The sequence below is a fragment of the Pseudobutyrivibrio xylanivorans genome (assembly GCF_008935055.1).
Lineage (GTDB): Bacteria > Bacillota > Clostridia > Lachnospirales > Lachnospiraceae > Pseudobutyrivibrio > Pseudobutyrivibrio xylanivorans_A.
Genome location: NZ_CP043028.1, coordinates 1,898,797 through 1,917,642, shown reverse-complemented (window position 1 = coordinate 1,917,642; position 18,846 = coordinate 1,898,797). Strand labels below are relative to the sequence as shown.

At 41.5% G+C, this 18,846-nt stretch carries 16 protein-coding genes and 1 other annotated feature; of the genes, 15 read left to right on the top strand and 1 reads right to left on the bottom strand.

Annotated features, from left to right (window positions below; genetic code table 11):
* Positions 1-36 precede the first annotated feature (36 nt).
* The 15 genes from rplA to FXF36_RS08680 all read left to right on the top strand — a co-directional run bounded on the left by rplA (position 37) and on the right by FXF36_RS08680 (position 18,488).
* Positions 37-732 carry a 50S ribosomal protein L1 gene (gene rplA / locus FXF36_RS08750; RefSeq protein WP_151623393.1) on the top strand — a complete coding sequence of 232 codons (696 nt, stop codon included), beginning with the start codon at positions 37-39 and terminating at the stop codon, positions 730-732.
* Positions 733-761: 29 nt separating this feature from the next.
* Positions 762-897 (top strand) — a sequence feature (ribosomal protein L10 leader region).
* A gap of 48 nt (positions 898-945) precedes the next feature.
* Complete coding sequence (gene rplJ / locus FXF36_RS08745; protein ID WP_151623392.1) at positions 946-1,500, top strand: 50S ribosomal protein L10; 555 nt, start codon at positions 946-948, stop codon at positions 1,498-1,500.
* A 54-nt stretch (positions 1,501-1,554) separates the two neighbouring features.
* Positions 1,555-1,929 (top strand): 50S ribosomal protein L7/L12, encoded by a 375-nt coding sequence (rplL, locus tag FXF36_RS08740; RefSeq protein WP_015548553.1) that lies wholly within the window; start codon positions 1,555-1,557, stop codon positions 1,927-1,929.
* Positions 1,930-2,159: 230 nt separating this feature from the next.
* Positions 2,160-6,065 carry a DNA-directed RNA polymerase subunit beta gene (gene rpoB, locus FXF36_RS08735; RefSeq protein ID WP_151623391.1) on the top strand — a complete coding sequence of 1,302 codons (3,906 nt, stop codon included), beginning with the start codon at positions 2,160-2,162 and terminating at the stop codon, positions 6,063-6,065.
* A 19-nt stretch (positions 6,066-6,084) separates the two neighbouring features.
* The gene (rpoC, locus tag FXF36_RS08730) at positions 6,085-9,759 is read left to right on the top strand and encodes a DNA-directed RNA polymerase subunit beta' (protein ID WP_151623390.1); all 3,675 of its coding nucleotides are present in this window, start codon (positions 6,085-6,087) and stop codon (positions 9,757-9,759) included.
* A 163-nt stretch (positions 9,760-9,922) separates the two neighbouring features.
* Positions 9,923-10,342 (top strand): 30S ribosomal protein S12, encoded by a 420-nt coding sequence (gene rpsL, locus FXF36_RS08725; protein WP_151623389.1) that lies wholly within the window; start codon positions 9,923-9,925, stop codon positions 10,340-10,342.
* A 153-nt stretch (positions 10,343-10,495) separates the two neighbouring features.
* On the top strand, positions 10,496-10,966 hold the full coding sequence (rpsG, locus tag FXF36_RS08720) for a 30S ribosomal protein S7 (protein WP_151623388.1): 471 nt from the start codon (positions 10,496-10,498) through the stop codon (positions 10,964-10,966).
* Positions 10,967-10,981: 15 nt separating this feature from the next.
* Entirely contained in the window at positions 10,982-13,099 is a 2,118-nt protein-coding gene (gene fusA / locus FXF36_RS08715; protein WP_151623387.1) for an elongation factor G, read from the top strand.
* 106 nt (positions 13,100-13,205) lie between these two features.
* Positions 13,206-14,393, top strand: a complete 1,188-nt coding sequence (gene tuf / locus FXF36_RS08710) for an elongation factor Tu (protein WP_151623386.1) — start codon at positions 13,206-13,208, stop codon at positions 14,391-14,393.
* Positions 14,394-14,741: 348 nt separating this feature from the next.
* Complete coding sequence (locus FXF36_RS08705) at positions 14,742-15,566, top strand: LVIVD repeat-containing protein (protein WP_151623385.1); 825 nt, start codon at positions 14,742-14,744, stop codon at positions 15,564-15,566.
* Between the two features lie 19 nt (positions 15,567-15,585).
* Positions 15,586-15,918: a hypothetical protein gene (locus FXF36_RS08700; protein ID WP_151623384.1), complete on the top strand. Its 333-nt coding sequence runs from the start codon at positions 15,586-15,588 to the stop codon at positions 15,916-15,918.
* Positions 15,890-16,201 (top strand): YARHG domain-containing protein, encoded by a 312-nt coding sequence (locus tag FXF36_RS08695; RefSeq protein WP_167511337.1) that lies wholly within the window; start codon positions 15,890-15,892, stop codon positions 16,199-16,201. The genes FXF36_RS08700 and FXF36_RS08695 overlap by 29 nt, the downstream gene beginning before the upstream one ends.
* 14 nt (positions 16,202-16,215) lie before the next feature.
* Positions 16,216-16,929 (top strand): hypothetical protein, encoded by a 714-nt coding sequence (locus FXF36_RS08690; protein WP_151623382.1) that lies wholly within the window; start codon positions 16,216-16,218, stop codon positions 16,927-16,929.
* Between the two features lie 74 nt (positions 16,930-17,003).
* Positions 17,004-17,648 (top strand): hypothetical protein, encoded by a 645-nt coding sequence (locus FXF36_RS08685; RefSeq protein WP_151623381.1) that lies wholly within the window; start codon positions 17,004-17,006, stop codon positions 17,646-17,648.
* A 321-nt stretch (positions 17,649-17,969) separates the two neighbouring features.
* Complete coding sequence (locus tag FXF36_RS08680; protein WP_090160585.1) at positions 17,970-18,488, top strand: type III toxin-antitoxin system ToxN/AbiQ family toxin; 519 nt, start codon at positions 17,970-17,972, stop codon at positions 18,486-18,488.
* On the opposite strand, the gene FXF36_RS08675 is transcribed toward FXF36_RS08680, so the two are convergent.
* Positions 18,469-18,660, bottom strand: coding sequence for a hypothetical protein (locus FXF36_RS08675; RefSeq protein WP_151623380.1), 192 nt, complete (start codon positions 18,658-18,660; stop codon positions 18,469-18,471). The genes FXF36_RS08680 and FXF36_RS08675 overlap by 20 nt on opposite strands.
* Positions 18,661-18,846 lie beyond the last annotated feature (186 nt).

Genomic DNA, 18,846 nt, shown 5'->3' with positions numbered 1-18,846 from the left:
GAGAGCTTAAGGCTCGATAAACCACAGGAGGTAAACATGAAAAGAGGAAAGAAATACGTTGCAGCTGCACAGTCATACGATAAGTCAGTTGCATACGATCCAGCAGAAGCAATCTCTCAGGTAAAGAAGAATGCTACTGCAAAATTTGATGAGACAATTGAGGCTCATATCAGAACTGGTTGTGACGGACGTCACGCAGAGCAGCAGATCCGTGGTGCTGTTGTACTTCCACACGGAACAGGTAAGACAGTACGAGTTTTAGTATTCGCTAAGGGTGCTAAGCTTGACGAGGCTCAGGCTGCTGGTGCTGATTTCGTTGGCGGCGAGGAGCTTATCCCAAAGATCCAGAACGAAGGTTGGGCTGAGTTCGATTCAGTAGTTGCTACTCCAGACATGATGGGTGTTGTTGGTCGTCTTGGTCGTGTACTTGGACCTAGAGGATTAATGCCAAACCCAAAGGCTGGTACAGTTACTATGGATGTTGCTAAGGCTGTTGAGGAAATCAAGGCAGGTAAGATTGAGTATAGACTTGATAAGACAAACATTATCCATGTACCTATCGGAAAGGCTTCTTTCTCAGAGGAGCAGTTAGCGGACAACTTCCAGACTCTTATGGATGCAATCAACAAGGCTAAGCCATCAAGCTTAAAGGGTCAGTACATTAAGAGCATTTCACTTGCTCCTACAATGGGACCTGGCGTTAAGCTTAATGTTGCAAAGGTTTCAAACTAATTGTTGACAATCCAATATACATAATGATATAATGCACAAAGTTGTTGCCGAAGACAGCAGGTGGCGCAAGCCGTAAAGAGTTATCTCTACCAGCCGAGGACGATTAAGTATTTATCGATTACTTATCCCCTGTGTCTTTGGATACAGGGGATTTTTTTAGATGAATAAATCCTCATATAAGCAACACAAGAAATTTATAAGGAGGAAAAATTCGTGGCAAAAGTTGAATTAAAGCAGCCAATCGTTGACGAGATTTCAGCACAGGTTAAAGATGCAGCTTCAGTTGTAGTTGTTGATGCTCGTGGACTTACAGTTGCAGAAGACACACAGTTACGTAAGCAGCTTCGTGAAGCAGGCGTTACATATAAGGTTTACAAGAACACACTTATGAAGCGCGCTTTCGAAGGAACTGACTTTGCAGCCCTTGACGAAGTTCTTGAAGGACCTAGCGCAATCGCTGTTTCAAAGGATGACGCTACAGCTCCAGCAAGAATTCTTGCTAAGTTTGGTAAGACAGCACAGAACCTTGAGATCAAGGCTGGTGTTGTTGAGGGAACTTTCTATGATGCAAAGGGAATGCAGGCAGTTGCAGCAGTACCAAGCAGAGAGGAACTTCTTTCAAAGTTACTTGGAAGCTTACAGTCACCAATCACAAACTTCGCTCGTGTTCTCAACCAGATCGCAGAGCAGGGTGGTGCATCTACAGAGGCTCCTGCAGCAGAGGCAGAGGCACCAGCAGAGGAGCCAGCTGAGGCTCCAGCAGAGTAATTTATTACTCATACCAATTTAATTGATTTATATTTTTAATGGAGGAAAATAATCATGGCAAAGATGACAACAGAAGAGTTTATCGCAGCTATTAAAGAGCTTAGCGTATTAGAGTTAAATGACCTTGTAAAGGCATGTGAGGAAGAGTTCGGCGTTTCTGCAGCAGCAGGCGTTGTAGTTGCAGCAGCAGCTGGCGATGCAGCAGCAGCTGAGGAGAAGGATGAGTTCGACGTAGAGCTTACAGAAGTAGGTTCTGAGAAGGTTAAGGTTATCAAGGTTGTTCGTGAGGCAACTGGCCTTGGTCTTAAGGAAGCTAAGGAGCTCGTTGATGGCGCTCCTAAGCTCATCAAGGAAGCAGCTGACAAGGCTACAGCAGAGTCAATCAAGGCTCAGCTTGAGGAGATCGGTGCAAAGGTTACTCTTAAGTAAGAATTGTTCTGAATTATTTATTGGCAGGTTCGTAAAGAACCTGCCAATTTTTGCTTTTAAATAAATACAAGATTTTTCTTGACTTTACTATTGCTTTTGGCATAGAATGTAGTTTGCACTATTATGGTGCAGTGTGCATTGCTATGCCTTTTTTCATGGGCATTACAAGGGACACATTTCTTTAAAAGATATATCCAAATTTAACTATAAAAATGAGAGGTGGAACGTCAATGGAGAAAAACAGAATACGTCCAGTGAAAGCTGGAAAGAACTTGCGTATGAGTTACTCGAGACAAAAAGAGGTACTTGAGATGCCTAATTTAATCGAGGTCCAGAAGGACAGTTACGACTGGTTCGTTAAGGACGGATTAAAAGAAGCATTCGCAGATATCTCACCTATCCAGGATAGGGGTAACCAGCTTGAATTGCATTTTGTTGACTTTACACTGTGCAAGGATGAGGTGAAGTATACAATCCCACAGTGCAAGGAAAGAGATGCAACATACGCAGCACCTTTAAAGGTAAAAGTGCGCCTTGTTAATAAGGAATCCGGCGACATGCAGGAGCACGAGATTTTCATGGGTGATTTACCACTTATGACAGACACAGGCACATTTGTAATTAACGGAGCAGAGCGTGTTATCGTTTCTCAGCTCGTTCGTTCACCTGGTATCTATTATGCAATCGGTCACGATAAAATCGGTAAGGAGCTTTACTCTTGTACAGTTATTCCTAACCGTGGTGCATGGCTTGAATATGAGACAGACTCCAATGACGTTTTCTATGTACGTGTAGACCGTAACAGAAAGGTTCCTGTTACAGTTCTTATTCGTGCTCTCGGTTTAGGTACAAACCAGGAGATTATTGATGTATTTGGTGAAGAGCCAAAGATTCTTGCTACATTTGCAAAGGATCCAGCTATTACAGAGAAGAACCCACAGGGTAGCTATGAAGGAGGTCTTTTAGAGCTCTATCGTAGACTTCGTCCAGGTGAGCCTCTCGCTAAGGATAGTGCAGAGTCACTTATCCATGGTATGTTCTTCGATCCACGTCGTTATGACCTTGCAAAGGTTGGCCGTTATAAGTTCAATAAGAAGCTTATGCTCAGAAACCGTATCACAGGTCATACTCTTGCAGAGGATGTTGTTGATGTTACAACAGGCGAGATTATCGCTAAGGCTGGTGACAAGATTACACTTGAGATGGCTGATGCTATCCAGAATGCTGCAGCTACTCACGTGTTCATTCAGACAGAGTCTCGCAATGTAAAGGTTCTTTCTAATATGATGGTAGACATCACAAAGTTTGTTAATTGTGATGCAAAGGCTCTTGGCATTACAGAGCTCGTTTACTACCCAGTTCTTGAGAGAATTCTTGAAGAGAATTCTACACAGGAAGATATCGAGGATGCTATTGCTCGTTCAGTAGCTGATTTGATTCCAAAGCACATTACTGTTGAGGATGTATTTGCATCTATCAATTACAATATGCACCTTGAGTACGGCATTGGTAAGGATGATGATATCGATCACCTTGGTAACCGTCGTATTCGTGCAGTTGGTGAGTTGTTACAGAACCAGTATAGAATTGGTCTTTCACGTCTTGAGAAGGTTGTACGTGAGCGTATGACTACACGTGATGTAGAGGATATTTCTCCACAGAACCTCATCAATATTAAGCCTGTTACAGCTGCAATCAAAGAGTTCTTTGGTTCATCACAGTTGTCACAGTTTATGGATCAGAACAACCCTCTTTCAGAGTTGACACATAAGAGACGTCTTTCAGCACTTGGTCCTGGTGGTCTTTCACGAGACCGTGCCGGATTCGAGGTTCGAGACGTTCACTATTCTCACTATGGACGTATGTGCCCTATCGAGACACCTGAAGGACCAAACATCGGTCTTATCAACTCTCTTGCTAGCTATGCGCGTATCAATGAGTATGGTTTTGTCGAGGCACCATACAGACGTATTGATAAAGAAGATCCAGAGAATCCTCGTGTAACAGATGAAGTAGTATACATGACTGCTGATGAAGAGGATAACTACCACGTAGCACAGGCCAACGTCAAGCTTGACGAGGAAGGCCACTTTATGAGAAAGAACGTATCTGGTCGTTTCCGCGAGGAGACACAGGAGTACGATAAGAAGATGTTTGATTACATGGACGTATCTCCTAAGATGGTATTCTCAGTTGCTACTGCTTCAATTCCATTCCTTCAGAACGATGACCCTACACGTGCCCTCATGGGATCAAACATGCAGCGTCAGGCCGTTCCACTTCTTACTACAGAAGCACCAGTTGTTGGTACAGGTATGGAACCTAAGACAGCTGTCGATTCAGGTGTCTGCGTTGTTGCTAAGCGCGCAGGTATCGTTGAGATGTCTGAGACAAATAGAATTATTGTTAAGGCTGACGAGGATGGTACACGTGATGAGTACACACTCTTCAAGTTTACACGTTCTAACCAGTCTAACTGCTATAACCAACGCCCAATCGTATTCAAGGGCGATCATGTAGAGGCTGGCGAGGTTATCGCTGATGGTCCTTCTACAAAGAATGGTGAGCTTGCCCTTGGAAAGAACCCGCTTATCGGTTTCATGACATGGGAAGGTTACAACTACGAGGATGCTGTTCTTCTTTCAGAGCGCCTCGTTCAGGATGATGTTTACACATCTATTCATATTGAAGAGTACGAGATTGATGCTCGTGATACAAAGCTCGGACCAGAGGAAATCACTCGTGATGTAGCTGGTGTTGGTGATGATGCTCTTAAGGATCTTGATGAGAGCGGTATCATCCGTATCGGTGCTGAGGTTCGTGCAGGTGATATCCTTGTTGGTAAGGTTACACCTAAGGGAGAGACAGAGCGTACTCCAGAAGAGAGACTTCTTCTTGCAATCTTCGGTGAGAAGGCAAGAGAGGTTCGTGATACTTCACTTCGTGTACCACACGGAGCATATGGTATCGTTGTTGATGCTAAGGTATTTACTCGTGAGAATGGCGATGAGCTTTCTCCAGGTGTTAATAAGTCAGTTCGTATCTACATCGCTCAGAAGAGAAAGATTGGTGTAGGTGATAAGATGGCCGGTCGTCACGGTAACAAGGGTGTAGTTTCCCGCGTGCTTCCAGTAGAAGATATGCCATATCTTCCAAACGGTCGTCCACTTGATATCGTACTTAACCCATTGGGCGTACCTTCACGTATGAACATTGGTCAGGTCCTTGAGATTCACCTTTCACTTGCTGCAAAGGCTCTTGGCTTTGACATTGAGACACCAGTATTTGATGGTGCAAAGGAAATTGATATCCAGGATACTCTTGAGCTTGCAAATGACTATGTAAATATGCCATTTGATAAGGAAGAGGCTGAGAACGGTGAGGAGACATTCTACGATAAGTATGTTGACGTACTTCGCGAGGATGTTATGGAATACTTATCTACTAACCGTGCTCATAGAGCTCTTTGGAAGGGTGTTCCTATTTCTAGAGATGGTAAGGTTCAGCTTCGCGATGGACGTACAGGTGAGCCATTTGATGGTCCAGTTACAATCGGTCACATGCACTACCTGAAGCTTCACCACCTTGTAGATGATAAGATCCATGCTCGTTCAACAGGTCCTTACTCACTTGTAACTCAGCAGCCACTTGGTGGTAAGGCTCAGTTCGGTGGACAGCGTTTCGGAGAGATGGAAGTTTGGGCTCTTGAGGCTTATGGTGCATCATACACACTTCAGGAAATCCTTACAATGAAATCCGATGATGTTATCGGACGTGTTAAGACATACGAGGCAATTATCAAGGGTGAGAATATCCCTGAGCCAGGTATCCCTGAGTCATTCAAGGTATTACTTAAGGAATTACAGTCACTTGGTCTTGACGTACGTGTTCTTGATGAGAACCGTGAAGAAGTTGAACTCATGGAGACAAGTGAATATGGAAATACAGACCTCAACGCAATTATCGCTGGTAGCGATAGAAACTTCGCTTTCGAGGATGACAGCTCATTTGCACAGGCAGGCTTCTCAAAGAAGACTTTCGATGCTGAGGGCGAGCTTGTAGATGACGAAGATGAAGTTTTCGAAGATGAAGAAGACGATTTTTCTGATATACCAGAAGATTTTGATGAGGAATAATTAGGAAGGGAGCTACAAAATGCCAGAGAATAAAGAAGCGACATATCAACCAATAGCATTTGACGCAATACAGATTGGATTGGCATCACCTGAGAAGATCAGACAGTGGTCTCGAGGCGAGGTTAAGAAGCCTGAGACAATTAATTATCGTACACTGAAGCCTGAAAAGGATGGTCTTTTCTGCGAGAAGATTTTTGGACCTAGCAAGGACTGGGAATGTCACTGCGGAAAGTACAAGAAGATTCGTTATAAGGGTGTAGTTTGTGATCGTTGTGGTGTTGAAATCACAAAGGCATCAGTTCGTCGTGAGCGTATGGGTCACATCGAGCTCGCTGCACCAGTTTCACATATTTGGTATTTCAAGGGTATTCCTTCACGTATGGGACTTATTCTTGATCTTTCACCAAAGACATTAGAGAAAGTTCTCTACTTTGCATCATACATCGTACTTGATGCAGGTGAGACAGCTCTTATGTACAAGCAGGTTCTTACAGAGGCTGAGTACCAGGAGGCTAGAGAGCAGTATGGTAGCAGCTTCAGAGTAGGAATGGGTGCTGAAGCTATTCAGGAGCTCCTCAGAGATATCGATCTCGATGAGGAAGCTACAAGACTTCAGATTGAATTAGATAACGCTACAGGCCAGAAGCGTTCACGTATCATTAAGAGACTTGAGGTTGTTGAGGCATTCCGCGAGTCAGGAAACAGACCTGAGTGGATGATTATGACAGTTATCCCTGTTATTCCACCAGATCTTCGTCCAATGGTACAGCTTGATGGTGGCCGTTTTGCTACATCTGATTTGAACGACTTATATCGTCGTATCATTAATAGAAATAACCGTCTCCGTAGATTATTAGAGCTTGGTGCTCCTGATATCATCGTACGTAACGAAAAGCGTATGCTTCAGGAAGCTGTTGATGCTCTTATCGATAACGGTAGACGTGGTCGTCCAGTTACTGGTCCTGGTAACAGACCTCTTAAGTCACTTTCAGACATGCTTAAGGGTAAGTCAGGACGATTCAGACAGAACCTTCTTGGTAAGCGTGTTGACTACTCAGGACGTTCGGTTATCGTAGTTGGACCAGAGCTTAAGATTTATCAGTGTGGTCTTCCAAAGGAGATGGCTCTCGAGCTTTTCAAGCCTTTCGTTATGAAGGAGCTTGTTGGCAACGGAATGGCACACAACATTAAATACGCTAAGAAGATGGTTGAGAAGTTTGAGCCAGAGGTTTGGGACATCCTTGAAGATGTCATTAAAGAGCATCCAGTTATGCTTAACCGTGCTCCGACACTTCACCGTCTTGGAATTCAGGCTTTCGAGCCAATTCTTGTAGAAGGTAGAGCTATTAAGCTTCACCCACTCGTATGTACAGCGTTCAACGCCGACTTCGATGGTGACCAGATGGCTGTTCACCTTCCACTTACACAGGAGGCACAGGCTGAGTGTAGATTCATGCTTCTCTCACCTAACAACCTCTTGAAGCCTTCAGATGGTGGTCCTGTTGCCGTTCCTTCACAGGATATGGTACTTGGTATTTACTACCTCACACAGGAGCGTGGTACTACTGTTGGCGATACACGTGAGGAGCTTGGCGAGGGTAAGGTATTTAAGAACCTTAACGAAGCAATTCTCGCATATGAGAACAAGGCTCTTACAATGCATGCACGTATTAAAGTTCGTATTTCAAAGACTAAGGCTGATGGAACTGTAGTTACAGGCGATGTTTCTTCAACACTTGGTAGACTTCTCTTCAACGAGATTATTCCACAGGATCTTGGTTACGTAGACCGTACAAATCCTGAGAATGAGCTTGTACCTGAAGTTGACTTCCATGTTGGTAAGAAGCAGTTAAAGCAGATTCTTGAAAAGGTTATTAATACACACGGAGCTACAAAGACAGCAGAGGTTCTTGATGACATCAAGGCTATGGGTTACCACTACTCAACAATTGCTGCCATGACAGTTTCTATTTCAGATATGACAGTTCCACCTCAGAAGCCAGAGCTTATTGCTAGCGCCGAGGAGACAGTTGATAAGATTACTCGTCAGTATAAGCGTGGTCTTATCACAGAAGAAGAGCGTTATCGTGAAGTAGTTGATACATGGAAGGAAACTGATGATCAGCTTACTAGAGACCTTCTTGATGGTCTTGATAAGTATAACAACATCTTCATGATGGCTGACTCAGGTGCCCGTGGTTCTGAAAAGCAGATCAAGCAGCTTGCTGGTATGCGTGGTTTGATGGCTGATACAACAGGTAAGACAATCGAGCTTCCTATTAAGTCAAACTTCCGTGAGGGTCTTGATGTACTTGAGTATTTCATGTCAGCTCATGGTGCTCGTAAGGGTCTTTCTGATACAGCGCTTCGTACAGCCGATTCTGGATACTTGACACGTCGAATGGTTGACGTTGCTCAGGAGCTTATTATCCGTGAGTCTGACTGTGTAGCTGGTACAGGACGTGAGATTCCAGGTATGTGGGTATACGCATTCATGGATGGTAAGGAAGAAATCGAGTCACTCAAGGATCGTATCACAGGTAGATTCTCATGCTACTCAATCTACGATGCTAAGGGCGAGATGATTGTTAAGGCTAATCATATGATTACACCAAAGCGTGCAGCTGCAATCATTGATCGCGGTGTTGACGAAAACGGCAACCCAATTAAGAAGGTTAAGATTAGAAACGTACTTAACTGCCGCTCACACGTTGGTGTTTGTGCTAAGTGCTACGGCGCTAACATGGCATCAGGTCGTGCTGTTCAGGTCGGTGAAGCAATTGGTATCATCGCTGCACAGTCAATCGGTGAGCCTGGTACACAGCTTACAATGAGAACCTTCCATACTGGTGGTGTTGCTGGTAACGATATTACACAGGGTCTTCCTCGTGTCGAGGAGCTTTTCGAGGCTAGAAAGCCTAAGGGACTTGCAATCATCTCTGAGATTGCTGGTACTGTTACAATCGAAGAGGACTCTAAGACAAAGAAGAGAGAGGTAGTTGTTACAAATCCTTCAACAGGTGATGTTGAGAAGTACCTCATCCCTTACGGTTCACGTATCAAGGTTCTTTCAGGACAGGAAATCGAAGCTGGTGATGAGCTTACAGAAGGTTCTGTAAACCCACATGATATCCTTTCTATTAAGGGTAAGTCAGCTGTTCAGGATTACCTTATCCGCGAAGTTCAGCGTGTATACCGTCTTCAGGGTGTTGATATCAACGATAAGCATATCGAAGTACTTTGCCGTCAGATGCTTAAGAGAATCAGAGTTGATGAGGCTGGTGATACAGGATTTATGCCTGGCTCACTTGTTGATTGGCTTGATTTCGAAGAGGCAAATGAGCAGATGGAAGCTGAAGGTAAGGAAGTTGCAACAGGTACTCAGGAACTTCTTGGTATCACAAAGGCAGCTCTTGCTACTAACTCATTCCTTTCAGCTGCTTCCTTCCAGGAGACAACAAAGGTACTTACAGATGCAGCTATCAAGGGCAAGGTTGATCCACTTAACGGTCTCAAGGAGAACGTTATCATTGGTCGCTTAATCCCAGCTGGTACTGGTATGAAGAGATATTCAAATATCCCACTTTCTACAGATGTTGATGCATCAATGCAGGAAGCTTTAGAGGATTTTGTTGAAGATACTGAGGGCGCTGAGGAAGTTGCTTCAGAAGAATTAGTAGAAATCGAAGAGTAATTCATATGTATATAATGACTAGGGCTAGAGAAATCTGGCCCTAGTTTTTTCACAATTTAAGGGTTGACATATCAAAAAACAGGAAATATAATGTTCTAGCATGCGCAAATAGGATAAGTATGCCTTTTTGCCAGCAGAGAAATAAATTAGGAGGTAAAAAAGAATGCCAACATTCAACCAGCTAGTTAGAAAAGGTCGTCAGACATCTGTAAAGAAGTCTACAGCACCAGCACTTCAGAGAGGTTACAATTCTCTTCAGAAGAAGCCTACAAACACTTCTTCTCCACAGAAGCGTGGTGTTTGTACAGCTGTTAAGACAGCTACACCTAAGAAGCCTAACTCAGCTCTTAGAAAGATTGCCAGAGTTCGTCTTTCAAACGGAATCGAAGTAACATCATACATTCCAGGCGAGGGTCACAATCTTCAGGAGCATAGCGTTGTTTTGATTCGTGGTGGTCGTGTTAAGGATTTACCAGGTACACGTTATCACGTAATCAGAGGTACACTTGATACAGCCGGCGTTGCTAACCGCAAGCAGGGACGTTCAAAGTACGGCGCTAAGAGACCTAAGGCAGGTAAGTAATTAAAATAGTCTTACCCAATTAATTGTAATTCACATGCACTTTGGTTAATGTTGTATTTTATTTTTTACATAGGAATAAATACTGCATGAACACATAGTAATTAATGTGAGTACCGTTGATCTAACAAATAATTAGTTAAGGAGGGAAGTATCGTGCCAAGAAAAGGACATACTCAAAAGAGAGACGTTTTGGCAGATCCTATATACAACAGCAAGGTTGTTACAAAGCTTATCAACAACATCATGCTTGATGGTAAGAAGGGTGTAGCACAGAAGATTGTATATGGTGCATTTGACAGAGTCGCAGAAAAGACTGGAAAGCCTGCACTTGAGGTTTTCGAAGAAGCTATGAACAACGTTATGCCTGTACTTGAGGTAAAGGCTAGACGTATCGGTGGTGCTACATATCAGGTACCTATCGAGGTTAGACCAGATCGTCGTCAGGCCCTTGGCCTCAGATGGCTCACAACATTCTCACGTTCACGTACTGAGAAGACAATGGAAGAGCGTCTTGCAAACGAGATCATGGATGCAGCTGGCAACACAGGTTCAGCTGTTAAGAGAAAAGAAGAAATGCATAGAATGGCAGAAGCTAACAAGGCATTTGCTCATTACAGATTCTAATAGGAGGGACAAACAGTGGCAGGAAGAGAATATCCACTTGAGCGTACCAGAAATATTGGTATTATGGCTCATATCGATGCCGGAAAGACTACACTTACAGAGCGTATTCTTTACTATACTGGTGTTAACTACAAGATTGGTGATACTCATGAAGGTACTGCAACCATGGACTGGATGGAGCAGGAAGCTGAGAGAGGTATCACAATCACTTCAGCTGCTACAACATGTCACTGGACTGAGCAGGAAAACTGCAAGCCTAAGAAGGGTGCTCTTGAGCACCGTATCAATATCATTGATACACCAGGCCACGTAGACTTTACTGTTGAGGTTGAGCGTTCCCTTCGTGTACTTGATGGCGCCGTTGGTGTCTTCTGTGCAAAGGGTGGCGTTGAGCCACAGTCAGAGAATGTTTGGAGACAGGCTGACACATACAACGTACCAAGAATGGCTTTCATCAATAAGATGGATATCCTTGGTGCAAACTTCTACGGAGCTGTTGATCAGATCCGTGACAGACTTAAGAAGAACGCTATCGTTCTTCAGCTTCCAATCGGTAAGGAAGATGATTTCCAGGGAATCATTGATCTTTTCGAGATGAAGGCATACATCTATAACGATGATAAGGGTGATGATATTTCTATCACAGACATCCCAGCTGATATGGCAGAGGATGCTGAGCTTTATCACACAGAGCTCGTTGAGAAGATCTGTGAGTTAGATGATGATCTTATGATGGCTTATCTTGAGGGTGAGGAGCCTTCAGTTGATGAGCTTAAGGCTGTACTTCGTAAGGCAACTTGCGAGTGTAAGGCTATCCCAGTATGCTGTGGATCTGCATATAGAAACAAGGGTGTTCAGAAGCTTCTTGATGCTATCCTTGAGTTCATGCCAGCTCCTACAGACGTACCAGCTATCCAGGGTGTAGATATGGATGGCAACCCAGTTGAGAAGCACTCTTCAGATGAAGAGCCATTCGCAGCTTTAGCATTTAAGATTATGGCTGATCCATTCGTTGGAAAGCTCGCATTCATCCGTGTATATTCAGGTACATTGAACTCAGGTTCATACTGCCTTAACGCTACAAAGGATAAGAAGGAGCGTGTAGGTCGTATTCTTCAGATGCACGCTAACAAGCGTACAGAGTTAGACAAGGTTTACTCTGGTGATATCGCAGCTGTTGTAGGTCTTAAGGTTACAACAACTGGTGATACAATCTGCGACGAGCAGCATCCAGTAATCCTCGAGTCTATGGAATTCCCAGAGCCAGTTATCGAGCTTGCTATCGAGCCTAAGACTAAGGCTGGACAGCAGAAGATGGGCGAGGCTCTTGCAAAGCTTGCTGAAGAGGATCCTACATTCCGTCAGCATACTGACCAGGAGACAGGCCAGACAATCATCGCTGGTATGGGTGAGCTTCACCTTGAGATCATTGTTGATCGTCTCCTTAGAGAGTTCAAGGTTGAGGCTAACGTTGGTGCACCTCAGGTTGCATACAAAGAGACATTTACAAAGCCTGTTGACCAGGAATACAAATATGCTAAGCAGTCAGGTGGTCGTGGACAGTACGGTCACTGTAAGGTTAGATTTACTCCAATGGATGCTAACGCTGAGGAAACATTCAGATTTAAGTCTTCAGTAGTTGGTGGTGCTATTCCTAAGGAATACATCCCATCTGTTGGTGAGGGTATTGAGGAAGCAGCTAAGGCTGGTATCCTTTGCGGATTCCCTGTTCTTGGTGTAGAAGCAGACGTTTACGATGGTTCTTACCATGAAGTCGATTCATCAGAAATGGCATTCCACATTGCTGGTTCAATGTGCTTCAAGGAAGCTATGGCTAAGGCAGCTCCAGTACTTCTTGAGCCTATCATGAAGGTTGAAGTTACTATGCCTGAGGAATACATGGGTGATGTAATCGGATCTCTTAACGCTAAGAGAGGTCAGATCCAGTCTATGGATGATCTTGGCGGCGGCAAGATCGTTAGAGCACTTGTTCCACTTGCAGAGATGTTCGGATACTCAACAGAGCTTCGTTCATCTACTCAGGGTCGTGGTAACTACTCAATGTTCTTCGAGAAGTATGAGCCAGTACCAAAGAACGTTCAGGAGCAGATTATCTCTAATCACGCTAAATAATTCTAAATAGTTGAAAAATCTCGATATTTCCATTATAATCGGAAATATCGAGAGTTTAGAACTAAACAGCCCGGAGCGGGCATTAATCTAAGGAGGATTTTTAAAAATGGCAAAAGAGCATTTTGACAGAACCAAACCACATTGTAACATCGGTACTATCGGACACGTAGATCACGGTAAAACTACACTTACAGCAGCTATCACAAAGGTACTTGCTGAGAGAGTAGCTGGTAACGCAAAGGTAGATTTCGAGAACATCGATAAGGCTCCAGAGGAGAGAGAAAGAGGTATCACAATCTCTACAGCTCACGTTGAGTACCAGACAGAGAAGAGACACTATGCACACGTTGACTGCCCAGGCCACGCTGATTATGTAAAGAACATGATCACAGGTGCTGCTCAGATGGACGGCGCTATCCTTGTAGTTGCTGCAACTGACGGTGTTATGGCTCAGACAAAGGAGCACATCCTTCTTTCTCGTCAGGTAGGTGTACCTTACATCGTTGTATTCCTTAACAAGTGTGATATGGTTGATGATGAGGAGCTTATCGAGCTCGTAGAGATGGAAGTTACAGAGCAGCTTGAAGAGTATGACTTCAACGATTGCCCAATCGTTAAGGGATCAGCTCTTAAGGCTCTTGAGGATCCAAACGGCGAGTGGGGCGACAAGATCATGGAACTTATGGATACTGTTGATTCTTACATTCCAGATCCACAGCGTGAGACAGATAAGCCATTCCTTATGCCAGTAGAGGACGTATTCACAATCACAGGTCGTGGTACTGTTGCTACAGGTAGAGTAGAGCGTGGTGTTCTTCACCTTAACGACGAACTTGAAATCATCGGTATCAAGGAAGATACACAGAAGACTGTTGTAACAGGTATCGAGATGTTCCGTAAGCTTCTTGATGAGGCTCAGGCTGGTGATAACATCGGTGCACTTCTTCGTGGTGTTAACCGTGACCAGATCCAGCGTGGACAGGTACTTGCTAAGCCAGGTACTGTAACATGCCACACAAAGTTTACAGCTCAGGTTTACGTTCTTACAAAGGATGAAGGTGGTCGTCATACTCCATTCTTCAACAACTATCGTCCACAGTTCTACTTCAGAACAACAGACGTTACAGGTGTTTGCGAGCTTCCAGCAGGTACAGAGATGTGCATGCCTGGCGATAACGTAGAGATGACAATCGAGCTCATCCACCCAATCGCTATGGAGCAGGGTCTTACATTCGCTATCCGTGAGGGTGGTAGAACAGTAGGTTCTGGTCGTGTTGCTACAATCATCGAATAATTTCGAGCGAACAGCCCAACCCAAATAGTAAAATCAAGGCTTCCGAGAATTTCCTCGGGAGCCTTTTTTAATGCCAAAATAGGAAAACGGGGTTAGTAAAAAATAGTGTCTGGTACTATTCTGGTACTATTTTTAGAAGGTTTAGTACCAGAACATAATAAAAAAGACTTCTTCTCTATGATATGTACCCTCTTTACTGAACTTTTCATTGTCCAGTAAAGAGGGTACATATCATTCTGGTAGAGAGTCTTTTCTTTAATAAAGTTATAATTAATAGACATCAGCCAGATTTTACACTAAAATAGTTATACTGCGCAAAATTTAATGAATGAAAAATTGGGAGAAATAATGAGAAGAAGATTAATAAAAAATACAGCTATTATGACACTTGTAATATCTGTATTTTGTGGGTGTAGTACATCAAAAAATGATGTACCAGAAAATATAAAAGAATTACCAGAAGTAAAAATTGAAAAACAACAAGTTACCATTCATGCGATATCCTATTATTGGGCAAAGGAAGATAACACTGGAATCTATTATTTTGCTGACAAAAAACTATGGAAATATGATTCGAACACTGATTTAAATGAAGTTGTAACTGAAAATCTTATTAATCCATATGATTTTGCAGTGTATGAAGGAACCATTTATACTCTGGAATATGACGAAGCAGATTCAAATGGATTAGGACTTTTTGTTTATGATAAGAATCATGATAAATTTGAGGAATTGATGAGCTTTGATAATCAGGTACATTCGATTATTACATCAGGCCATTATTTAGTTGCGGCTACAGATAATGAAGACCAATATGAAGTATATGATATTTCAACACCAGATAATCCGCAGAAAGTGAATGAAGATGAAGTTGAGATAGTTAAGGAAACACCTGTTGTTGAACAAGACGAAGCCAATGAAAAGGTGATTTATGAAGGTCAAACTATAGCTGACATTAATCAATTAGAAGCAGATATAGTTGAAGTATGGGGCTGGAATGAGTCTTATGCATATATTTGTGCTTCTGTTCAAGGAGAAGATGAGTTTTATAAAATCAATCTCACCAACACAGATGAAATAACAAAGCTTGCTGATGACACAGCGAAAGTGGCTGTGTTTGAAGATACAATACTAACAAAGAATAAGGACGGATTAGTTGAAATTGAAGACTAGATATGTAAAGCAAATAATAATGGTGTTATCACTAACTTCTATTATTGGACTTGTAGGATGTGCAAAAAACGATGAGCCTACAATTCAAAATTCTGAGGAACAAATCACTCAGTCTACAGATAATATTGATATAGAAGCTAATGAGGATGAAGAAAATTATACGATTTCTCCAGAAGATTATTCGAGCTATGAAGGTAGTTGGACGTTAGATGGTGCACCATTAAGAGATTCTGGAGCATGTCTTGATATAAAAATAAGCGATGGAAACAATCTTGAAGGCGATATTTATACTCGTCAGTCATTAAGTGGTCGTGATGCTGAAATTGAAAACATATATGGAGCAGGTTCGTGAATGCACCGATATAGCCGTATATTGTTATCCTATTTATGATACGGATAAGAGATATTATGAGGCTTCTGATTTTTCTGATGATCCATGGATTATTATTAACATAGCTAAAAATGAAATATATGCTCGACATGGATACATTTTTACAGACCCAGATTTATATGATTTCTTTATGGGGCAGCTATGGTATGTGCCAACTGTAGAAGCTGAAGATTTTGACGATTCTGTTTTTAATGAGTATGAGAGGGCTAATCTACAGTTAGTATCTCAATTAGATAAGCACTAAGAGGAATAGAGAAAATGAAAAAGACAATTATACTTATCTTGGCAAGTGTAATCATACTACAAGGCTGTGGTTCAAATAAAGTTGAATCCACCCCTACAATCTCAGAAGAAAAAGAATTAACAACTGAAGAAAAAAATGATTCATTGATACCTTCAAAAGACAAAGTACTTACTGTAAGGAAAAAGTGTTTAGAAGGAATGACTGATGAGGAAATATCGGATTTAACAAGTTGGATTGCTGCGCAAAATCTATCTCTAGAACAGGAATATGTTTATGACGGAGAATTTGAAAAGTACGAAGACCCTGATGCATTAATTTGGAACTTATATGATGAAACTGGTGAAGAAGTTTTGATAGAATATGCTTATGATCCTGATGAAAAAGAGGCAACCTACCCTGAAATGGATGAAACTGAGTATGGGGAAAAGTATGGAGAACCAGTAGTAACATCAAACGAGTACAATGCAGATGCCTATATAGAAAAACTTCAAGCGTTACAGGAAACTATTGATAATGAAGATTTTTCGGCAGATTTTCAGAAGCTCATCGGTTACTACAATGAAATAAAAGAGTCTCATAGTGTTGAAGCTCTGCGTAATATTTATTATATCTATCATGACATGGATTATTATTTATTAAGATATGCGCCAGAGGATTTTTCTGAAGATATGATTGTAGATAAAAGCACAATGGAAACATATTACGGTGTGCTTGATGTCATGAAATGATAGGGAGTAAATGCAACATGAAGAATATCTGGAGAATTATTTACTGTTTACCTTATGGATTAATAATATATTGAATGACAATAAAGGATTGGGACGGTTTTATTTATTTAATTATGTTGTCATTATTCTATAGTTTTTTGCTTATGTGTGCAATTACGATGCTTCAGCAAATTGTTCTAGCCTGCAATCATACTTCATTTGCCTATGAGATTGTTCTGTTTTCTATAATAGTTTATATGATTTCAGTAAAAAATGATGAAGTTGTCTTGTGGCTTATTCCCAATATACAAGTGTTATTAGGACATTATGTAGGTTTTAAGCTGGGTAGAAAAATAAAAAATAAGGTGGATATTACTGATGGCGGGAAACAGATTTCATCAATAATATCTGTAATTGTAGCAGTAGTATTAACGGGTACCTTCTTATTCTATTTTGTTATTTATGGAGATGTTCATTATCTTTCGCCAAAATCTCCAAATGGTGTACAGCTTTATGCTAAAAATGTTGGATTTGGGTTTGATTCATATAGCCATGTTTATGTAAGGTATTCTTTATTTAATTCTAAGGATACAGGTGTAGTATTTTGGGAAGATGATGGACCAAGTCTTTATGGGAAAGATGCAGATTATAAAGTCGAATGGATAGATGACTCACATGTGTCGGTGTCATTTAAGGGTAGTGGTTATTCGGATTATAAAACAGAAATAATAGAATATTAAACCTGTTTCACAAATGTATGTGTAATAGTATATATATCGGAGCTTTAAATATCATAAGTGGAAAAATACTGGGCTTACGTAAAAGCTGCCTATGGAAAATAGTTGTTGACAAGTTTAAAAATCTTGTTAAAATGTACTCAGATGATGCGATTACACATCTATTGGGGTTTCGCCCCCACAATGTGCGAACGACTTTATTGGGGTTTCGCCCCCACAATGTGCGAACGACTTTATTAGGGTTTCGCCCCTATAAGAGCGAGCGAATGTAATCAAGATTAAGGCGAGCTTCGGCTTGCCTTAATTTTATCTAGGGAGAAATATATGAAAATATCATTTTATTATGTTGATGAAGACTACATCAATTATTTAAAAGAAGTAGAAATCAATTCTAGAGGCTTTACAACAGTGCCTAATGTTAGGTATGCAAATTCTAGTAAGTTTGTATATGGTGTTGTTTTAAAAATAGATGATATAGACTATTATGTTCCTATTTCGTCCTACAAAAAGTCACAAGAGGACAACATCATTATAAAAATTGAAGATCATAAAAAGCTTGTGGCTAGAGGCTCGATGAGATTCAATTTTATGATACCTATTCCAAAACAATGCTTAATACCAGTAGATTTTAAAGATTCAATGTTTACTGAACAAGAAAAAGTAATGCTTCAGAAAGAGTATAAAGCATGTAAGAAACTCTTAGTTCAAGCTCAAAAGAGAGCAAAGAAAACATATGATAAAGTTCTAGCTGGCTTAGACACTGAGTTGCTCAAGAATAGTTGCGACTTTAAGCTATTAGAAGAAGCATGTAAGAATTATAGTCCTAAGAAAGAAGAAAAATAGGACTTGGTACCATTCTGGTACCAAAAACTTTAAAAACAGCAAATAATGATGCGAATATAGATAATCGCATAAAAAGAAATACTGAAAAATCAACGATTGTAACTACGATAAACGTAAGCATGAATCGTGAAGGTGGTAGAACAGTAGGTTCTGGTCGTGTTGCTACAATCATCGAATAGTCGCGAGTGACGAGAAGCAAATTCTTAATGAAATAATTAAAATGCTCAGCACAAGCTTGCTTGGAGCTGAGCATTTTTTATTTCATGAATGTTTGCGGCGACAGACGCGAACATGAAGATTGCGTGGCAATCTGAATTTGCGAGCAAACGAGCGTCATACTGCTATTATTTAGGAGATA